Raw genomic sequence first — 21384 nt, 5'->3', positions numbered from 1 at the left:
TAAATGAATTTCAAGGATACATGTTTTAAAAACTTGTATTAATTCAAGGTTTGTTTCACTGTTCAGTTATCAATCTTCACTTTGTTGTTGCTCTCAGCAGCAACTCGTTTATACTATCACGAGGTTGGCTTTTTGTCAACAACTTTTTTGATTTATTTTTCAAAATCATTTTTAGAAAACTCAGTGTTTTCTAAGTCGTTACCGCTTTTTGCGGAACGAATAGTATAATATCATCAGCAAACCTTTTCGTCAACACTTTTTTCGAAAAAAATTATTGTCTTTATATTCCGATAATTCGCTCAATTATATTGGCATCATATATCGTCTTAAGTATGGGCTCCACATTCGTTCTGTCTATTATATAACTACCTAATTCTGTAGCAGGAAAACAGTCCGCTAAATACATACAAAGCCATGTAAATAACATGCCTTCACCAAAACCTGCTACAACACCAAGGGTACGATTCACCCCACGTATTCCTGGCACTAGTCCTAAAAGGCCTATTACCTTACTTAATAAAAACAATAAAAGGCTTCCCGCTATTACACTAATTACTATCGCTATTCCATGTATAGCTGTCTCACTTAATTCAATAGATATGAGTTGTATTGTAGTGTCTATTGAGCTTTGGATAGTCTCATCCAATTTCTCCTTCACAGATGCAGGTACAAGCTTCATAACTGCATCTGTACCTGTCCCCTCTTCTTTCTGTTCTGATGATTCATATTTATCTTTAAGATGATTAACAATGCTTTCCTGAACCATTGTAGGTATAGGTGTGTTAACGTCTAGATAATCAGAAACTACTCCGCAGGCGAAATTAACAAAGCAAATAAGAAGTACCCATGAAACCAGTCCATAGATAATCCTTAACATTCCTCTTTTTGCTCCTCTTATAATGCAAAAGAGCATTACCACTATAAATGTGATTAATACAGGGTTGCTAACCAGACGTTCAACATATTCCATACTATTTCAATCCTATCTCCGCTGTCTTACTTTCTTCTATTAAATAATATCTTCTGGAGGTTACTCCAGGTATTACACTATATATTTTCTCATCAAACGTGTATTTAAACTTCTCAAACCCCTGGAGATTACATATAGTTATAGTATTTCCGTCACTTATAAGAATCTCACTATTATCCATCAAAGAAATCTCCGTATAACTTTCCGTAATTTCCTTGGTAGTTGTTTTTAAACCATAGAGATTATATACATTCAGTTGATTTACAACCGTTCCGTCCTCTACTGCTTTCTCGCAAACATAGCCAAAGTGAGTATCATTATAAAAGATACTCTTCATTTCCTCTGATACGTTAATTTCTTTTGCTACCGTAGCTCTTAAATTATTGTTGAATACAATGATTTTTTTATCTGCAAATGCAATGGCTTTATCCTTGCTGACAAACTCTATTTTCGGAATAAGAGTGCCAATATACGTGTAAGTAGCTACTATGTTATCTACCTCTTCCTTTCCTTTATCCGTAAAATCATAGAATACAAGTTCAGAAGTAATATCTCCGCCATTAACATTAATAATCGAAAGTAGTAATTTGGTTGCATCAGAAGAAAGTGCCATTGAGACAGGAAATCCCCTATTTTCAGGATGAATTTCTCCCGATACAAGTAGAGTGCCAGCTTTATCATACATTTGAATATAGCTGGTATTATTCTCCTGAAGCAAAAGAGCCACCGTACCTTGTGCTGCAACTCTCGCATCAACAACAGGTATATTTGTAGATATCTGGTTTACAAATCCCTTTGTAGAGAAAATATCTACCTCGCTACCTTTTTTATCATAAGCAATAATGTATGATCCGCAGGTATCTATGGCTGGATTTGTCATATCATAGGTGTAATTCCATATTAAGGAACCATCATATGATGTGTAGAAAATTCCATCTCCACTGTATTTTAGGACGTTTCCCTGAAAACTACTGTAAGTACTTTCCCCAGCATCAACTCTTTCCCATGTTTTAATTTCTTCGTAATCATCATATGTGCTGATAATCTTTATGACTATCACAGCGACAATACTGAGAATTAACAAGATTATTAAAAAGATATATCTCTTTTTGGGAGGAGTATAATCATCCTCTGGCTCTCGTCTCTTTAAAATCGGTTCCTGCTGCTGTTCCTCTTCTTCAGTTTGCTCTGGTATTTTGATTATTTTAAAATCTTCCATTATTTCTCTCTTGTTTTAGTTCCTATAACTAAAGAAATGGGCTGCGGTCACAGCCCATATTCCTAATTTAATATGTAAATATCGCTATCTGATATGGTGCAAGTGGGAACGCTGCCGAATACTCTCTTCCATCACATTCCTCTTTTCTTGGAATAATAACCTCTGGAATCTTTTCTCCATTTCCACCATATTCTTTATTCTCACTGTCTAAGATGAGCTTTAATTTTCTATTTGTAGGGACACCAACACGATAATCATCGTAATTCATTGGAGTCATATTTATTACGAATAATAAATCATTCTTTCCGCTTTTTGATTTGCGAACAAAACTAAAAATACTACGATAACCATCGTTGGCGTTAATCCATTCAAATCCTGCCCAAGAAACATCCTGCTCATACATAGCTGGATATTCTCTGTAAATATGTAAAAGCTTCTTAAACATTCTGGATACGTGGCGATGATTTGGATTGTCTAGTACATACCAATCCAGCTCTCTTGCTTCACTCCACTCTGTACCCTGCGCGAAATCCTGACCCATAAAAAGAAGCTTCTTTCCAGGGTGTCCCATCATGAATGCATAACCAGCCATAAGGTTTTTATATTTGTCAACCTCAAGTCCTGGCATCTTTGCAAGCATAGATCCCTTCAGATGAACCACCTCATCATGACTGAGCACCAGTATATATCTCTCTGCTTCGTTATAACTCATGGCAAAGGTCATTTTATTATGGTTATCTTTTCTGAAATAAGGGTCGAGCTTCATGTAATCAATAAAGTCATGCATCCAACCCATATTCCATTTGTAAGAGAAGTTTAATCCGCCATCTTCTACATCACCTGTAATCTTTGGCCATGCTGTAGACTCCTCTGCGATCATTACAACACCTGGATTACGCCCTCTAATGAGGGTGTTAATATGTTTGAAGAATTCTATAGCTTCAAGATTTTCATTTCCACCATGCTCGTTTGGAATCCACTGACCAGGCTTCTTTCCGTAATCTAAATAGAGCATAGATGCAACTGCATCTACTCTAAGGCCATCAATGTGATAGTGTTCAACCCACTGTAAAGCACTACCTATAAGGAAATTCTTTACTTCGGATTTACCATAGTTAAAAATCTTTGTTCCCCAATCAGGATGCTCTCCCTTCTTAGGATCTGCGTATTCATATAAAGGTCTTCCATCAAAATCTGCCAACCCATGTGCATCCTTTGGAAAATGAGCTGGTACCCAATCCAGAATTACACCGATACCATTCTTGTGAAGGTAATTTATAAGATACATAAAGTCATCAGGCGTACCATAGCGAGATGTAGGTGCATAATAACCTGTTACCTGATATCCCCACGATCCATCAAATGGATATTCAGAAATACCCATCAACTCAACATGAGTATATCCCATGTCTAATACATATTCTGTAAGGCTATGAGCAAACTCTTTATAGCTATAGAAGCCGTCGTTTTCCTCTCTTGGATGTCTCTTCCAAGAACCTGGATGAACTTCATAAATAGCAAGTGGCTTCTCCCAGAAATTGCCACTCTTACGCTGCTTCATCCATGACGAATCTGTCCATTTAAACTTAGTATTATCATAGATAATAGAAGCTGTACCTGGGCGAAGTTCAGCGTATGTAGCATAAGGATCTGCTTTATATAGCTTTTCTCCATCTTCTGTATAAATGAGATATTTATATAACTGCCCCTCTTTAGCTTCTGGGACAAATGCTTCAAATACCCCCTGACTCTCAGGTTCTACTCTCTGCATGAAATTTCTGGTTTCATCCCAGTTGTTAAACTCTCCAATAACTGCAACCTTGCTGGCATGAGGTGCCCATACATCAAAATAAAAGCCGTTATCCTTGCCCTTCTTTCCTTTGTGGGCTCCAAGCTTTTTGTATATGTCGTAATGAGTCCCCTGTCCAAATAAATAACCGTCTAAGTCTGTAAAATTACTCATGCCTTGTGCTCTCCCCTAATTATTTATTATTTGTCAAAATCCTTCTCTTTCAAGATGATATTGCCATCTCTATCATATTTTGGCTTGTTGAAGAATCCGCCCCTTGTAGATTTTTCAATCGCTCCATCCATAATCTCTGCAACTTCTTTGATTGTAGTCGCATGGTTATAACGACCGATAAGGTTAATTCGATTGTATAAAGCCAATACACCCATATCATCAATAGAACATCCTGCTTCATACGCGTATGTTCTAGCAAAAGAAACTAACTCATCAATAGTAAAGGCTGGTATAACAATTTTTTCTGTGAAACGCTTTGCAAAAGAACCATCCTTTGTGAGAGCCTTTTCAATACCTCTCTTATTGTCCTCAATGATGATAATTGTACCTGTATTATCCTGCTCCATAAGTAGAGATAATGTAACAGCTGTCTCCTTAGAGATATCTCCGGCTGTCTCAATGATAAGACATCCACCCTGAATCTTAGAATAAAGCTTCTGAATGTCCTTTTCGTTAAGCTTCTCACCTGAAATCTTTCCGATACCACCCTTAGGGTAGCCTGTTTTCTTTTCAAGCACCTTAATAATGCTGGTAGCCATCTGAGTCTTGCCTGAACCTGGCTCGCCAACAATAACAATATTGCCGCCCTTTAATTCTGGCTGCTTTATTCTCTCAACAGCACCTGTAAGTACCTGTACAATGCTTTCCTTCATACCACTGATTGGAAGGAAATAAGAGAAAGTCTCTAAATCTTCGGCATCCAAATTGTAATTTGGCACCTCTTCCTTAATCACGTCTGTAAGTACTTTTTCATCAACCAGTTCTGCAATTTCCTGAGGCTCGAGAACATTCTCAGAAATGATAGGAAGTTCTTCTTCTACCTCTGAACCAATGATAGCTTCTGATTCAGAATATACCTCTGATTCGCTTATAGAAGCACTTGGTATCTCTGCTAATAGGTCTTCTGGAATTTCTATAACTGGAAGCTCTATATCATCAATATTGATCTGTGCTTCCTGAATATCAACATCTGTAGCATCAACAGCAGGCTCCTCTTCACTGGTTGTTAATCTATCAATTTCCTGCTGCAACATCTTATTTACATCAGCAATTAACTCTGATGCTTCTTTTAAATCCACTTCGTCTTCTTCTCCCTCGTCTAGTGTAGGTGGCTCCCAATTTGTTGTCTCCTCAAGAGCCTTTCCAGCCGCCTGAATAATTCCCCCTGCTGCAACGGCACCAAGAACATTTGCTTCGCCCGTTTTAACAACTGGAATATCTATTGAACCAAGCTCCAAACCATCAACATCAAGCTTTGGTATTGAAAATCCTGATTCTTTTTCTTCTGTTTGTGCTTCTTCTGTAATCTCTGTCTCAACAGGAGTCTCTTCATCAGAAACTGCTGTTGCAGCCACATCTGTATTTGATAGATATTCTTCTTTGAGCAAATCTGAAGAAGTCATACCTGCATTGAGCTTTGACATAGCTCCCTCAAGACGATTGAGGACGTTGTTGGCCTCTCTTAGAGCCCTTGCTCTTGCGCTTTCAAGTTCTTTTTCTTTTGCATCTTCCATGGCCGCTTCTGCAGCTCTTTTTGTCTTTTCCCACTCAGCGAGGACATCTTCTATTGTCATCTGACCTTCAATCTGTTCCTCTGACTCTGTGCTTTCATCATCAAGCACAAGGCTGATTTGGCCATCATACCCTTCTGAAAGGTACTGCTGGAATGTGTCGTTTACAGAAAAATTGTCTGTTTCATCAGCTATAGATGTCTCTTCATTGGTTACCTGAAGGTAAGGAATCTCCTCTACAAGTGTCTTAATCGCATCAATGTTTTCTGTAACCTCACCTGTATCTGTGGCCTTCATAATTTCGTCTATATTCTTCTTAATTTCAGCCTGAAGATTAATAGTGTCAAAACGCTCTGGTCCCTCTGGCAACTTGATATCTGCAATTGCAGGAAGAATCTCGCTGGATTCTGCCATTGGTTTAGGAGTTATCTCTACTATTCCATCTTTTTTTTGCTGAAGGCTACGATATTTATCTTCCTGTGCCTTATCAAGTGGCTGATAGAGCATTTTAAGCTCTAGAGCACGCTCTACTACTGGACCGTCACCAAACCAGAGAATAATCTCATCACAAAGGCTGATACATTTTTCCGCCTGGTTTGTTTTATGGTACAAATAAGCAAGTTCATACGCCCACTCTTCAATAAAATCGCTTTCCTTGAGCTGCTCAAGAATAGTGATAAGTGTTGCTGAATCCGCACCTTTTGCAGTATTAATATTATATTTCAGGATATATTTAAGACTATCATGAGGAGCTATCTGTACAAATTCATTGTAGTACTCCTGAGCTTCGTCTAATTCCTTCAACTTGATAGAAATCATACAAAGCTTGTACAGAATCATTCTTCCGATAGGAGAACGCTCATGCGCAAGCAAAAGTAAGTCCCTTGCTTCATCAATTTTTCCTACAGCTTCATAAGATTCGCTTCCTGCTATAAGGTCGTTGATATTGTGGACTTTTCGCCAATTTATTGTATCGGCTACTGCCATTGCATCAGCAAATTTATTATTTGATATAAGAGCCTTCATCTCTTCAATTCGATTTCTATATTCCATTTTTTCCACTACTTTATTCTCCAAAACTACATACTTATAGTTATATGAATTTTATCATACGTTTCTTGTAAAATCAAAAAAACTGGGACTCAAAAATCCCAGTTTTTAGATTATTATTTTGTATTTGGTTTTTTGTGTTTAATGCCTCGTCTACGGGCTTTCTTTTCCTCATCATGAAATGGAGAATACGGCACAAGAGTATTGTTTTCAACATCTATGTGATCCAAGGAAATATAATCTGTTGTCTCCTCTGGAAATCCTCGTTGTTTAACCATATATCTGGCAATCTTACCTGTTATGTAATAAATTATAGCGACAATAGGAACGGCTATGAGCATTCCCCAAAATCCGAAGAATCCTCCACCCAAAACAACGGCAAATACAACCCAGAATGATGAAATTCCTGTTGAATTTCCAAGAATCTTTGGACCAATAAGATTTCCATCAATCTGCTGCAAAATAAGCACGAATATCAGGAAATATATTCCTTTCTTTGGTTCTGTTAGGAAAATAATCAATACCGTCGGTATTGCACCGATATATGGACCGAACACTGGAACCACATTTGTAACACCAATTATAACTGATACCAAAATTGGATAAGGCATCTTCATAATCAGGCATCCAATATAACAAATAATACCTATGATTATCGAATCAATGATTTTTCCAATAATAAAACCATAGAAGATGTCTCCTGATTTTCTACTTATCTCTAAAATGATGTTGGCATAATTTGGTCTAAATAAGCCGCATATCAGCTTTTTAGCCTGACCCTTGAAAATCTCTTTTGAGAGAAGGACATAAATGGATACAAATGCACCAATTATCACATTAATGAAAATCTTGCCGATAGAAAGTACACTTGATGTTATTGTAGTCATCATTTTCGACTGATCATAATCAATGTACTGCTCTAAGAAATCAAGACCTTCTTCCATAAGATCACCGATTTTATATTCTTTAGCCTGCATAAGGGCTTGTTCGTATCTGCCCTTCGTTACGTAATTACAATAATCAAGAACGGCTGCTGCCTGATTATCAATATGATTAGCCAGATAAACTATCGTATTGATAAGATTTGGCATTATAGTGGCAATGATATAACTAACAATCCCCATGAATATTACAAGGGCAATAACTGAAGATACAACCCTGTTTGCCCGCTGGGCAGTCTGCTGATTTTTCCAAATCTTTTTAAATAAATTGTCAAAACGTTTTTCAAAAAAGACCATCAATGGATTCATTAGAAAAGCCATGGCAAATCCAATGAAAATCGGCTGTACTACTGTAATAACGTGGTCAATAGCCAGAGAGACGCTCCTGCTGTTTTTAAGAAGAAAGTAGAAGATAATTATTATGAACGCAGCGTATATATAGCCCCTCATTTTTTTCCTTCTAAGTTTTTCCTCTATTTCATAACGTTCCTCTGGCATATTCCCCTCCTGTATAACTACTGTCTGTTGTAGTTAATTAAGCATCCCTTAAGGATGATTTCTCTCTCATCATCTGTAAGCTGGCCTAATGTCATTTCGAATTCCCTAAGACCGTCTTCCTTAACAACATAAGCCTTTATTGTTTCTGCCTTATTAACAACAGCATCCTTGATTCCTGGGATAAAGAGGAAATCAAGATTCTTGAATGGAAGCTCTCCCTCTGGAATAACAAATGGAAGCATTCCCCAGTTAATAAGATTTGAACGATATCTCTTTGTAGCATATTCGTTGGCGATGTTTGCCCATCCACCAAGAACCTTCTGGCATGATGCTGCCTGCTCTCTTGCAGATCCATCACCTGGCTTTACTGCAAAAATAGTTGAACCTACACCGAAGTTGTCATGGTTGATATCTGGATATGTCTCCTTTACCTTGTGGACAATCTTCTTTAATTCTGGTACCGCATCTCCTGCACACTCCCCAGCCTCTAAAGCCTTCTGAGCCTTCTGGATATTTTTAGCTCTTCCTACGTACTCTGGATCCTTTCTTGACAATGTAAATTCTGCCAATCCAAGAGGATTAGAGCGGTAAGAAGATGTCTCTCCTGAAGGAATAAGCTCATCTGTAGTGGTAACTGGGTCGTGGATTTCTGATACAACCTGAAGGAATAAATTCTCTGGAAGAGCACTCATTTTTGGCCAATCCTTAATGTTTGGACCGAAGTGAATCTCTGTCTCAGGCTCTGCAACACCATGTGAGTCAAATACACGGTTTGCATAAATTCTTCCGTCAAAGTGATATTTTGGCTTGCTGTAATCAACATCAATATCAGTAGCTGCTGTAAGATAACCCTTATTTGCTGCTGTAGCTGCAATTGAACGAGCATCCATAAGCGCAACTGATGCAATCTGACCATTCTGAAGCTTAGAACCTTCGCGGTTAGGGAAGTTTCTAGTAGAGTGGCGGATTGAGAAGCCATTGTTAGAAGGTGTATCTCCAGCACCAAAGCAAGGACCACAGAATGCAGTCTTAACGATAGCACCTGTGCTCATAAGGTCTGCAACTGCACCATTCTTAACAAGCTCCATATAGATTGGAGTAGAAGCAGGGTATACAGAAAGAGTGAACTCATCTGGTCCAATGCTTGTACCACGAAGGATATCTGCTGCATCACAGATATTTTCGAAGCCACCACCAGCACAACCAGCGATGATACCCTGATCTACATATAATTTACCATTTCTAACCTTATCCTTTAGTGAAAATTCTACCTGACCATCAAGGGAAACCTTTGCTCTCTTCTCACAGTCATCAAGAATATCCATAAGGTTAGCGTTTAATTCCTCGATTGTGTATGTATTGCTTGGATGGAATGGCATAGCAATCATAGGCTTAATCTCATCAAGATTAATCTCAATCATGCCATCATAGTAAGCAACCTGTCCTGGATTGAGCTCCTTGTACTCTTCCTTACGACCGTGAATCTCATAGAATTCCTCTGTCTTTTTATCTGTAGTCCAAATAGAGCTAAGGCATGTTGTCTCTGTAGTCATAACATCCACGCCAATTCTGAAGTCCATAGAAAGATTTGCAACACCAGGTCCTACGAACTCCATAACCTTGTTCTTTACATAACCCTTATCGAATACCTCTCCGATAATAGCAAGAGCAACGTCCTGTGGACCTACTCCCTTTCTTGGTGTTCCAGTCATATAAACAGCGATGACGCCTGGCATAGCGATATCATATGTCTGATTAAGAAGCTGCTTAACAAGCTCTGGGCCACCTTCACCCATAGCCATTGTTCCAAGAGCTCCGTATCTTGTATGCGAATCAGAGCCAAGAAGCATCTTTCCGCCACCTGCCATCATTTCACGGGCAAACTGGTGAATAACAGCCTGATGTGGTGGAACATAGATTCCGCCATATTTCTTGGCACATGTAAGTCCAAACATGTGGTCATCTTCATTTATAGTACCGCCTACTGCACAAAGTGAATTGTGGCAATTTGTAAGGCAGTATGGAATAGGAAATTTCTCAAGGCCTGAAGCTCTTGCTGTCTGAATAATTCCTACGTAGGTAATATCATGACTAATAAGCTTATCGAACTTAATTTGAAGATTATCCATATTACCAGAGGTATTATGGTCAGCTAAAATTCCATATGCCATGGTAGCCTGATGGGCTTGGTCTTTAGTTACATCGAGGCCTGTAGCTGCTTTAATAGCGGCAGCTGCCTCATGACCGTCTTCTACGATCTGTGTGCCATTAACTAGGTAAACTCCGTTGTTGTAAAGCTTCATTCCTTATTCTCCTTTTGTTTCTAGTGCTTTTTTCCAAAAAGACCGCCAAGGCCTTTTTTTCCAGGTTTCTTTTCCTCTGCTTGCGACTCTTCCTCCTGCCACTTAAAGTATTCAGCGTCTAAGTCTTCTGCGGATATTCCATTCTCCTCCCCGTTTATATCACCAGCACCATGGTCCTGGTCATCATCAATTGCAAGACCAGCCTGTGCAAAGTAATCTTTGTTAATTCGGATTTCAGGTGCAGCGTATTTAGGAGCATCAAAATTATCTTCTGAGCCCTCTGCCTTTTCCCTGAGTAATCTCATGTTTTCTTCATCAATAAGACGTAAGTACTTCTGGGTATCTATCAAATCATTAAGGTGACTCTTAAGTTCAAGCTGATTAGTCTTTACTGCTCGTGTCTCCTCTTTGATTTTTTTAATGGTTTCATCATATATCTTAGTGAATGCTTCCTGAGACTCCTTTAAAGCCTCCTGAAGATTATCAAACGCATTGTCTGTATACATGATTGAAGCGGCATATATGTCCTCAGCTTTTCTGGTAGCCTCAAATACAATATCATCACCCTGCTTCTGCATTTCACGATTAGCTTTGTCACGACTCTTAACGGTAAGCTCATGCTCCTCCATCATATCGTACATGCAGCTATTTAATTCCTTAAGCAAATCCATCATGGCATTTTTATCCACGATGACATTTTTTGTGCTTCCTTCGTATGGCTGCGCCTTTGAAAACAGCACGTGCATATCTCTTAATACTTTTTCGGTTCTATCCTGAGCTCCCATACTTTTCCCTCTTAATTTTTAAAAAATTATATAAAAATACCGAGCCGCTACTTAAGATATCAATTGGTAGCCACCCTGATGGCACTCCCTCCAGGTAACCCCGCGTCAGATGAGCGGGCCTACTTAGTGCTGCTGCATTCCTGCCCTGACACGATTCATAGGTGCCCATTACGCAGGACCCAAAGATCAGCATACCAACAAGGTAGCCGCCAAATGATATCTATATTTTGCTATGCTCGGAGCCTTTATTCTATGAAATAAAGGCGCTTTTGTCAATAAAATACCTTTATTACATTAACTGATTTTTTTGTTCACGAAGTTCTTCGAAGAATTTTGTCATCATTTCTTTGCATTCATCGCCCAAAACATTGGTCTCCAAATCACATACGTGATTGAATTGATGCATCTGAAGAATGTTTAAAACTGAACCAGCACACCCTGCCTTTGGATTCATTGCTCCAACGACAACACGTGGAATTCTAGCCTGAACTATTGCACCTGCACACATTTGACAAGGCTCAAGAGTAACATATAACGTACAATCCTCTAATCTCCAGTCTCCAGTCTTTTTACAGGCTTCTGAAATAGCTGCAATCTCTGCATGGGCAAGAACGCTCTTATCGGTATTTCTGCGATTATAGCCTCTTGCAATGATTTTATCATCCTGAACTATTACGCAGCCGATAGGAACTTCATTAATGTTGTAGGCTTTTTTAGCCTCTTTAAGGGCCTGTTCCATGTATTTCTCATATGTTTTTAGATTTTTCTTCTCAAGCTTTTCAGCCTGTTTTTGTATTCGTCTTTCCTGACGCTCTTCTTTTGACAACATGGATTTTCCCCTCCTGTTTTGCTATACTTTTAACTATAAATATAGTAAACATAAAAGCTATTTTATGTTAACACTTTTGTCTATAAAAGGGAATGATTTATGCTTATACTAGGCCTACAGAAAACTACTCTTTTAGATTATCCTGGCAAAGTTGCCAGCACCATTTTTACTGGTGGATGTAACTTCAGATGTCCTTATTGTCACAACAGAGATTTGGTAATTCCACCTGCTGATGTTATGGCGTATTCTGAGGAAGATATTTTCGCTCATTTAGTCCAAAAGAAAAAGGTTTTAGACGGAGTTTGTATTACAGGAGGAGAGCCTACCCTTCATAAGGATTTGCCTGAATTTATCGCAAAAATCAAGGATTTAGGACTTCTTGTTAAACTTGATTCTAACGGCACCAATCCTGAAATGATTAAGGAACTTGTAAAGAATGGCCACATTGATTATGTTGCTATGGATATAAAACACTCAAAGGAAAAATATAATACAATTGCATGTATGAAATCCTTTGATTTAACTCCTATAGAAGAATCTGTGGAGTTCCTTAAGGAAGGGCTTGTTGATTACGAATTCAGAACCACTATCATGAAAGAATGCCATAATTCTGATGATATTGAATCTATTGGTAGATGGCTTCAGGGCGCAAACGCATATTATCTTCAATGCTATAAAGAATCTGAACAGGTTATTAACCCTATTTTTTCACCACACACGCCCGAGACACTTAGGAGTTTTGTAGAGCTTCTTAAACCATATATACCTAATACACATCTTAGAGGAATCGATTAAATTTCTTGAAAACCGGAGGGTATTATGAAATTTGAAATTGAGACTGAACGACTGTTATTAAGGGTGTTAACTAAACAACAGGCAGAAAAAGTCCTGGATTTTTACTGTAGAAATCGTGATATTTTTGAAAAATATGAGCCTGTTATCGGAAATGATTTTTATACTGTTGCTCATCAGCGAAAAATACTAGACTTTGAATACCAAAATATCATGAAGCTTTCCATGCTTCGATACTGGATTTTCGAAAAAAACAATCCGAATCAGGTAATCGGCACTGTTAGTTTTCGAAATATTGTTAAGCCAATATATGAGAGTTGCACTGTCGGTTATAAGATGGATAGAGATTATATTAATAAGGGATACTGCACAGAAGCCTTAAATGCCACTATTCCTGTACTTGCTCATGAAATTGGGATTCATCGATTTGAAGCTTTAATCCTGCCTGACAATGAGCCTTCTATTCATATGATTGAAAAGCTTGGCTTCAAATACGAAGGCATTCTCCGGGATAAAATTATTATCGGCGGAGAACGCCTCGATCACTGCATGTATGCCTATCTTGCAGACAACTAATTATTTAAGAATTTTACTGCCGTGAGGTGGGAGCACCACGTCGTGATGTTCACCTCTGTAATCAAAGCTTAGATTCTGCTGATTTGCAGTACTGTTTAAAGCTACAATTACGTACTCATCACCTAAAACTCTGGCAAATACCAGAGTTTCATTTTTTACCTGAATCTCTTCATATAATCCGGCCTTTAGCGCTTCTGAGCTCTTTCTTATATCTGCAAGAGTTTTAATATGCTCAACAAGGTCAGAATTTGTCATGTTCTTTATATCAATAGCTGGTCTTAATGCATAATCACCCTGTCCAGCATTCTTGTCTCCCTCTATACCAAATTCACTACCATAATAAATCGATGGAAGGCCTGGCATTGTAAAAAGTAGTGTATATACTGGGAAAATGTTTTCCTTCTCTTTAAGGAGAGTATATATCCTGTTAACATCATGATTATCTATGAAGTTATAAAGATATTTTCCCTGATACAGTCCACCCTGTCCCCACTGACGCTTCATGGCATAGTTTATCTCAAAGTAATTATGATCATTATGGCTTGAGTATATGCCCTTCCAGCATTCATAGTTTGTTACCGCATCCAACATTTCATCATTTACATAAATATTATAATCACCATGAATAATCTCACCCATAAGCCAGAAGGTTGATTTCTTCTCTTCTGTAAATGATTTTAATCGCTTGAAAAAATCTCTTTGAATACAGTCAGCTGCGTCCAAACGCAATCCATCTATGTCAAACTCATCTATCCACATTGCCACTGCATTTAGCACATGGTTATTCACAGCTTCACACCAATAATTCAACTTCACCAACTCCTGAGCTCCAGCCCAGCAATCATATGAAAAGCCATCATTATACCAGTTGTTTCCACCAAAATTTAAACCAGAAATCCAGTCTTTGTATTCTGACGCTTCTCTCTTTTCTTTTACATCTAAAAAGGCCTTATGACCTCGACCAACATGATTGAACACTCCATCCAACACAACTTTAATGTCAGCCTTGTGGCATGCTTCTACAACCTTTTTAAAATCTTCATTTGTACCTAATCTGGAATCCAGTTTATAGTAATCAAAGGTATCGTAACCATGGGTGCCCGATTCCCATATAGGACCTAGATATATTGCATTTATACCTAGGTTTGTCATGTGTGGAATCCAGTCAATAAGCTGTAAAATTCTATGTCCTGCAGTTTCTTCACCCTTATTTTCCCTAGGACAATCAAATGCTCCTATAGGATAAATATGGTAAAAAATGCTGTCTTTAACCCAACCTATGTCTCTCATGGTGCCCTCCTTTAACTTTAATACTCATGTGTCAATTATTTAAAAAGGCGAGACTCACCGTCTCGCCCTTTGTTACAACAATATACCAGATTTTTCTTTACTAACTTCAATTTTCTCATTTAAAAATTTGAATGGATGATACAGTATCACACCTATAAATACAGCTACACCTACGTAAATCAGTAATGTCAGCATACAATTCTTGTATGTGTCACCATAAAATCCGCCAATGCATTCTCTAACCGCATTCATCGAATAATTAAATGGCATATATTTGTACAACTGCTGGAATACATTTGGAAGAACCTCTATAGGGAAGGTTCCACCTGCTCCAGCTACCTGTATAACCATTAGTATAACAGATAATGCCTCTCCTATGTTACCAAATGAATATGCAAACGAATATAAGAGCAGTGAATAAACAAATGATGACCATGCGCATGCGCACCAGAATAACAATCTGTTTTCGCACTGAATTCCCACAAAAAGGAATGCTCCCAGTACTGTAATCAACGTCTGTATTTGTCCTATCACACAGGTAACAAAAAATCTACCGAAAAAGCACTGCCAGTTCTTAAGATTCCACATGCCTGTAGTATCTTTGATACTTGTTTTAAGAATGGTGGACATAATCAATGCTCCAACCCAAATAGAAAGGACAATATAAAATGGAGCAGTCATAGAACCATTATTTTCCACCGGATAAACATATTCATCATTTACCTCAACTGGACTACTAATAAAGTCTGAGAGTAGCTCTGGGTCTGAGCTTAACAATTCCATTATTCTTGAATATGCATCACTATTACTAATGCTCTTAATCTCTTCGATAAGCTTAGAAAGCTTCTTTTCCATCTCGATAGCTTCATCTCTGGATTTAACCAGCTTACTACTTGATTGTGAAAGGATAGCTTTATAATCGTTAAGATTTGCTACTACTAAATCTATACTTTTAGTGTCGTAATTAAGAAGCTTTTTAACCTCAGAAACAGACGCTGATGCTGAATCAATGGATTTCTGTGCAAGTGGTGAAATCATACTTCCATAATCATTTCGGATTGTTGCTGTCTGTCCTAAGAAGTTGGCTATATCATTAACTGCTTTCTGTCGTATTGATTCTATGTTTGCAGCGCTATTCTCTTCAGCAGTTACAAATTCCTGTAAATCGGTTCCTATTTTAACAAAATTCTCATTTGTGGTCTGAACTGTATTATTAACATTTTCTGGAAGGAACTGACTGTACTTTGATAGAAATCCATATGCCGCGCTCCAGTATGTGTTGGCAGTATTATAAAGCGCTAAAATATCTGGACCTATCTTCGGACCACCAACTTTATAGCTATTTAGCTTATTATTTATATCACCTATAACTGCATCCACATTGCTCAGCTGATTATTAAAGCTGTTAACAGCATCATCTGTTTTGTTTTTTGCGCTCTGTACATCTTGCTTTAAGGAAGGATTCTGCTCCCCTGCAGCTTTAGCCATTTCCTCTGCTGTTTTGGCAATTGCTTTTGCAGATTGTGCTGCAGCCTTACCTGCTTCGCTGACCTCTTTTGTAGAGTCCATAAGGGCTATATATGAATCAAGAATTACAATAATTCCATTTAAATCTGAATCTAAACGCTCTAACTTAGCGATACCCTTACCAGTGATATTCCCTTGGTCATCCAAAGTTGCAAAATATTCGCCAGCCTTAAGCAGAACCTCTGCGATAGTTCCCACAAATGCGTGATCAACTTCTCTTTCTATTGTTGTCTTTACCTTTGCAGTTATCTTTGGAGCAATTGCATTCTTCTTTTCGTTTTCGTAGTAAATAATCTTAGGATTTTCAATATTTCCACCTAAAAAGCTGATCATATCTGCACTGAATTGCTCATCTATAACTATTGCAGCATAATAATCTCCAGAATATACTCCTCCAACTGCATCTTCTGCATTCTCGGTAAATACCCAGCCAATGGTATCATTTGCCTTTAATCGACTGATAATAATATCTCCTACATTGACCTCAGCACTACCAATAAGAATTCCCTGATCAGAAGAAACCACAGCTACCTGTAAATTTTTTGTAGCATCCGGTCCATAGGGATCCCAGTTTGACAGAATATTAAACCATGCATACAGACAAGGAATAACTGTTAAACCTATTATTACTACCATGGCAACAACATTGGTAGATAATCTCTTTATGTCTGATTCTATTATTTTCAAAACATTTTTCATTTTTTAAGCTTTTCTCCAACTGTCCGTATATCTTTTCGAATTTCTTTTTTTATCTCGTTCTTCTCTTTGCGAATTTCTTCTTTTTCCTTCTTTATCTCTTGCTTAATTTCTCGCTTCTTTTCCTTTATATCCTGTACCATTTCTTTTCTGGCATTATTGATATCATCCAAGCCCTGTACTACTTCATTTCCAATAAGTGCATTTGTCTCATCTTCATCAATAATTCCAAATTCTTTTAGTCTGGCTTGAAGCCTGAAATCCATATATTCCACGTATAAAAGATAGAAAGATATACCAAATAGTGACACTATCCATAAAACCAAAAATACCAGCTTAGAACGATTGCTTACAAAGCTTATTACTAAGAATACTAATGGTAAAAGAATATTAACCTTTAGACCTACTCGTATTTTCTTTTGATTATCTAAATGTACTTTCTGCTGCAACTCAAAGAAGCGGTCGTACATTTCTTCTTTTTGATTCATAATTCCTCCTAGGATAATCTTAATGATTCCTGATAAACTACATCATCTCAGTGTCTTCCATTCTTTCTTCCATATAATGATTAATCTTTTCAAAAGGTATCTGAATTAATAGACCGATGATAAGCGAAACTATCATAAACATACCTAAGCAAACAAAATTTTTGATGTAGTCAAATTTATACATTCCACATAAACATTCTCTTATAGCGTTGATAGCATATGGGAATGGGAAGAAAATGTACATTTTTTTGAAGAACTCAGGTAATAGCTCTATTGGATATGTTCCAGAGCTTCCTGCAATTTGTATTACTACTATTACTACTGAAAGGGCCTTTCCAACATCTCCCCAGGTAACAACCAATGAATAAATAAGTAATGTAAATGTAGTGGCTATGACTGATGCTGCAAGCATAAAATACCATGGGTGTACACACTGTATATGCAGCAGAAATAAGTCTCCTAATACAACAATTGCCGCCTGAAGCTGTCCTAATAACCAGAAAAGGACATATCTTCCAAAGAATAATTGTCCGTTAGACACACCTTTGTATTTATTCTTTTCTGGCTTTACTTTGATTATAGCTGTGAGAATTAACGCTCCAACCCAGAATGCTAAAGTAGAATAGAAAGGTGCTACAGCTGAACCATAGTTTTCAATTGGATAAACAGCCTCTGTTACTACTTCAACTGGAGTAGAGAAAAACTTTCCGTAAGCTTCTGGGTCACCAGATAAAGCATTAACAAGTACCTGTATCTTTTCTCCATCTCCAACCTTATCTATCTGTTCAATTACTTCAATTAAGCGACCATTGATATATGCTATTGCCTCATTTGTTTTTGTTAGACTAGCATTTGCCGCATCTACACTATTATCAATAGCAGTGAACATAATCATAAGGTTTCCAAATGTATCACCTACAGAATTAAGCATACTGTTTGTACTGTTCAAATCGTTAGTAAGGTTTTTGAGATTTGTATTAATCTTTGGAACCAATTGATTATTATATTTTGACTGAAGACTATTAGTGTGCTTTCTAATTTCTGCTACCTGTGCTCTTAATTCCTCCTCCTGATTTCTAGCCAAATCTGTCGCTATCACAGGTGTGTTATTAATAATCTCTTCCTTTTTCCACTGTATAAATTCTTCTGTCTTTGTTTTAATATCATATGCTCTCTTACCAGCATCGATATATTCTCCATATCCCATTGATCTAAGGATATTCTCCAAGACCTCTAATTCAGCGGAATAATCCTGTATTGCCTGCTTTACTTCATTCTTTGCAATAGTTTCAGGATTTATCTGGTCTAAAGCAGCCTTTATTGAGCCCACATCCTTTGCCAAATCTGACAGATTTGTTGTTATATCGGATACATTCTGAGTTGCCTCAGCTGCCTTTAATTTGTTGTCCATATCTGCCAGAGAGCCATTCATGAGATTAAGCATATCGTTTACATCTGCCGAATAGCTATTCATTGTTACACTGGCATCATTAGCTGTTTTTGCTGAATTGTTTACAGCACCAGCACTTTTCTTAGCTTGATTCTTTATATTTTCAGCATCTGCTTTTGCAACCTTCAATGATTGCTGAAGCCTAGCATCATTTTCAATTATCTTTTTAATAGTTTCCTGTTCTTCTGTTAAATCCTGGCTAAGTTCACGTAAACTATTTATAGCAATATTGATATCTTTATCTTCTTTTAAGTCTTTCTTTACCTGTCCTGCACTTGTTATAACTTCGCTAACAACCACCTCTGTAAAAGCTATATTGATATTGTTCTGAACTGATTGAACCACTGTATCTGAAATCTTTGTTGCTACGGGATTTTTCTTCTGATTCTCATAGAAATGAAGTGTAGGGCGCCCTACTTCTTCAGTTAGAACGTTGTACATGTTATAACTAAACTCTTCATCTATAACTACTGCTGCATAATAATCTCCACTATGCACACCCTCAATAGCCTCATCAGAGGTTTCTACAAACTGCCAATTTACTGATGTGCTCTCACGAAGATCATCTAATATTTTTTCTCCCTGATTATGGTATACTCCTTCCTTGTCTGTAAATCCTTTATCCAGTGATACTACAGCAAGTTTTAGTGCGCCAGTGTTTCCGTATGGATCCCAATTGGAATAGATGTTAAACCATGCATAGAGCGCTGGAAGGAAGCATATTCCAATTACAATTACCAGCGCAAAGAAATTTTTAACTAAACTAATTATGTCATCAAAAAAGATTCTTAATACTGTTTTCATTTATTATCCCTTATTATATAGATTCAGCATCGCATATTTTTATATTATTTCTACTCTGCTGCTTTACTTCGTATAGCATCTTATCTGCCCCCTGCAGATATGCAAAAAAGCTATCTTTTCCTTTTGGTGTTCCCCAGCAAATTCCTTGTGAAATTGTCACTCTGTCATCTGTGAGTGAAAATTTATGCTCTACATTAGCATTATAAATTCGTCTTCGTAATTCACTGGCTTTTTCCATCACTTCTCTTGAAGTCAAGCCTTCATAAATAACTACAAACTCATCACCACCATATCTTGATACGAATAGATTATCTTCTTCAGACATACTGATAAGAGTATCAGCTATAAATCTGATACAGTCATCACCTGCCTGATGTCCGTAATTATCGTTAAACTGTTTAAAGAAATCGATATCTAGTATCTCAACAGCTATGGCGGTGTTATTCTTCTTTGCACGTTCAAAAGATTCCTCACTATACTCATTTAACTTCAGTCTATTATACATCCCAGTTAATGGGTCTGTCTCTGAACGTTTTTGTAAAAATGTATTCTCTTCCTCTACTTTTTTATTAATTTGTGTAAGCTCCATATACGAATTACGCATAACTATCATGTCGCTTACCATCAATCTGTTCTCTCGCTCCATGAATTCTGAAAGCTCAAAAAACAAAACAGATGCTATTTTATACTCCTCTATCTGCCCAACTCTTCTGTAATACCTAATTTTTAACGTTAAAAGCTTACGTTCAAGATTCTTTATTAATGTATACTTTGTCAAATCATCCAGGACCATATATGATTTAAAGAAATCATCATATTTTCCCGTAGAAAGAAGCATATCCAGATAATCATAAAAGTCATCAAATACATCCATAATAGGCATATTTCCACTAGTATGGGTGTTGACCATATCTACCCAATAATCTCTTGCTTCTTCCTCACCAATAGCATTATGAACCCTTGCAAAATAACAATAAATAACAATCTTATCCAAATCCTGAAGATATGGAATGCATTCTGTTTTCAATTTTTTCTCAATCTCAAGGTATTTTTCCTGTGAATCCAACTTAAGATAGGCTCTTCCTAAGCCTAAGAGAACAGCAGTAAGATTTTCCAAAAAACCATCCATATCCTTATTATTATTAATATATGCATAGGCTATTTCAATATGGGAGATGGCCTTATTAAATTCTTCAATATTGAGATAAAGTGACCCCAAATTAAGATGAATTATCCATTCAATATCTGGAAGTATATAATCCTGGCATATGCTAATTGCCTTGATGAAATAATCAAGTGCAAATGGGGCATTTCCTCTGTTAAGAGAGACAATCCCCAGCATATTATTTGCCATAGCAACATAGCTCCATTCTTTGGCATTCTCCATTGGAGCAATTGAAGCACTCATTTGGGAATAAAAATTAGATGCGTCGTTTAGAAGATAATATGTTTCACCTTTGGAAAAATAGGCATACCCCACCAAGGCATCATCTTTCATGCTATTTCCATAAGATAATAGACGATCACAAGCAGAAATCAATGCCGATGGATCTTTTCCCCTATTTTTTTGAATCTCCCCTATGAGAAGTTGGACTTCTCTACTGTAGGTTAGGACATCCATAAGCCCAACCC

General features: G+C 37.3%; 15 protein-coding genes and 1 other RNA gene. 2 read left to right on the top strand and 14 right to left on the bottom strand.

From position 1 onward, the window contains the following. Positions 1-280: 280 nt before the first annotated feature. The 9 genes from BUA88_RS12205 to tadA form a co-directional block, all read right to left on the bottom strand. Positions 281-877 (bottom strand): CvpA family protein, encoded by a 597-nt coding sequence (locus BUA88_RS12205; protein ID WP_242939616.1) that lies wholly within the window; start codon positions 875-877, stop codon positions 281-283. Positions 878-971: 94 nt separating this feature from the next. Beyond that, positions 972-2189 carry a DUF5711 family protein gene (locus BUA88_RS12200; RefSeq protein ID WP_072918445.1) on the bottom strand — a complete coding sequence of 406 codons (1218 nt, stop codon included), beginning with the start codon at positions 2187-2189 and terminating at the stop codon, positions 972-974. 67 nt (positions 2190-2256) lie between these two features. Continuing rightward, positions 2257-4152: a 1,4-alpha-glucan branching protein GlgB gene (gene glgB, locus BUA88_RS12195; protein ID WP_072918442.1), complete on the bottom strand. Its 1896-nt coding sequence runs from the start codon at positions 4150-4152 to the stop codon at positions 2257-2259. A 26-nt stretch (positions 4153-4178) separates the two neighbouring features. After that, positions 4179-6785 carry a hypothetical protein gene (locus BUA88_RS12190; protein WP_072918440.1) on the bottom strand — a complete coding sequence of 869 codons (2607 nt, stop codon included), beginning with the start codon at positions 6783-6785 and terminating at the stop codon, positions 4179-4181. Between the two features lie 104 nt (positions 6786-6889). Continuing rightward, the gene (locus BUA88_RS12185; RefSeq protein ID WP_072918437.1) at positions 6890-8212 is read right to left on the bottom strand and encodes an AI-2E family transporter; all 1323 of its coding nucleotides are present in this window, start codon (positions 8210-8212) and stop codon (positions 6890-6892) included. 17 nt (positions 8213-8229) lie between these two features. Continuing rightward, positions 8230-10515 (bottom strand): hydratase, encoded by a 2286-nt coding sequence (locus tag BUA88_RS12180; protein WP_072918435.1) that lies wholly within the window; start codon positions 10513-10515, stop codon positions 8230-8232. 20 nt (positions 10516-10535) lie between these two features. Further along, positions 10536-11300 carry a hypothetical protein gene (locus BUA88_RS12175; protein ID WP_072918432.1) on the bottom strand — a complete coding sequence of 255 codons (765 nt, stop codon included), beginning with the start codon at positions 11298-11300 and terminating at the stop codon, positions 10536-10538. Between the two features lie 39 nt (positions 11301-11339). After that, positions 11340-11540, bottom strand: an RNA gene (gene ffs / locus BUA88_RS12170) — signal recognition particle sRNA large type. 49 nt (positions 11541-11589) lie between these two features. Then, positions 11590-12129: a tRNA adenosine(34) deaminase TadA gene (gene tadA / locus BUA88_RS12165; protein WP_072918429.1), complete on the bottom strand. Its 540-nt coding sequence runs from the start codon at positions 12127-12129 to the stop codon at positions 11590-11592. 99 nt (positions 12130-12228) lie between these two features. Here tadA and BUA88_RS12160 point away from each other — a divergent pair, with 99 nt between their 5' ends. After that, the gene (locus BUA88_RS12160) at positions 12229-12924 is read left to right on the top strand and encodes an anaerobic ribonucleoside-triphosphate reductase activating protein (RefSeq protein WP_072918427.1); all 696 of its coding nucleotides are present in this window, start codon (positions 12229-12231) and stop codon (positions 12922-12924) included. 24 nt (positions 12925-12948) lie between these two features. After that, the gene (locus tag BUA88_RS12155; RefSeq protein ID WP_072918425.1) at positions 12949-13497 is read left to right on the top strand and encodes a GNAT family N-acetyltransferase; all 549 of its coding nucleotides are present in this window, start codon (positions 12949-12951) and stop codon (positions 13495-13497) included. Here BUA88_RS12155 and BUA88_RS12150 read toward each other — a convergent pair whose 3' ends face one another. The 5 genes from BUA88_RS12150 to BUA88_RS12130 form a co-directional block, all read right to left on the bottom strand. Then, a complete protein-coding gene (locus BUA88_RS12150) occupies positions 13498-14787 on the bottom strand; it encodes an alpha-amylase family glycosyl hydrolase (RefSeq protein ID WP_072918422.1) in 1290 nt (429 codons plus the stop codon). 72 nt (positions 14788-14859) lie between these two features. After that, the gene (locus BUA88_RS12145; RefSeq protein ID WP_072918419.1) at positions 14860-17013 is read right to left on the bottom strand and encodes a YhgE/Pip domain-containing protein; all 2154 of its coding nucleotides are present in this window, start codon (positions 17011-17013) and stop codon (positions 14860-14862) included. Next, positions 17010-17498, bottom strand: coding sequence for a hypothetical protein (locus tag BUA88_RS12140; RefSeq protein WP_072918416.1), 489 nt, complete (start codon positions 17496-17498; stop codon positions 17010-17012). The genes BUA88_RS12145 and BUA88_RS12140 overlap by 4 nt, the downstream gene beginning before the upstream one ends. Positions 17499-17535: 37 nt before the next feature. Beyond that, positions 17536-19752: a YhgE/Pip domain-containing protein gene (locus BUA88_RS12135; RefSeq protein WP_072918414.1), complete on the bottom strand. Its 2217-nt coding sequence runs from the start codon at positions 19750-19752 to the stop codon at positions 17536-17538. A gap of 13 nt (positions 19753-19765) precedes the next feature. Continuing rightward, on the bottom strand, positions 19766-21373 hold the full coding sequence (locus tag BUA88_RS12130; RefSeq protein WP_072918411.1) for a tetratricopeptide repeat-containing diguanylate cyclase: 1608 nt from the start codon (positions 21371-21373) through the stop codon (positions 19766-19768). Positions 21374-21384 lie beyond the last annotated feature (11 nt).

This window comes from Pseudobutyrivibrio xylanivorans DSM 14809 (assembly GCF_900141825.1).
Classification (GTDB): domain Bacteria; phylum Bacillota; class Clostridia; order Lachnospirales; family Lachnospiraceae; genus Pseudobutyrivibrio; species Pseudobutyrivibrio xylanivorans.
This window is presented reverse-complemented; position numbering and strand designations above follow the sequence as displayed.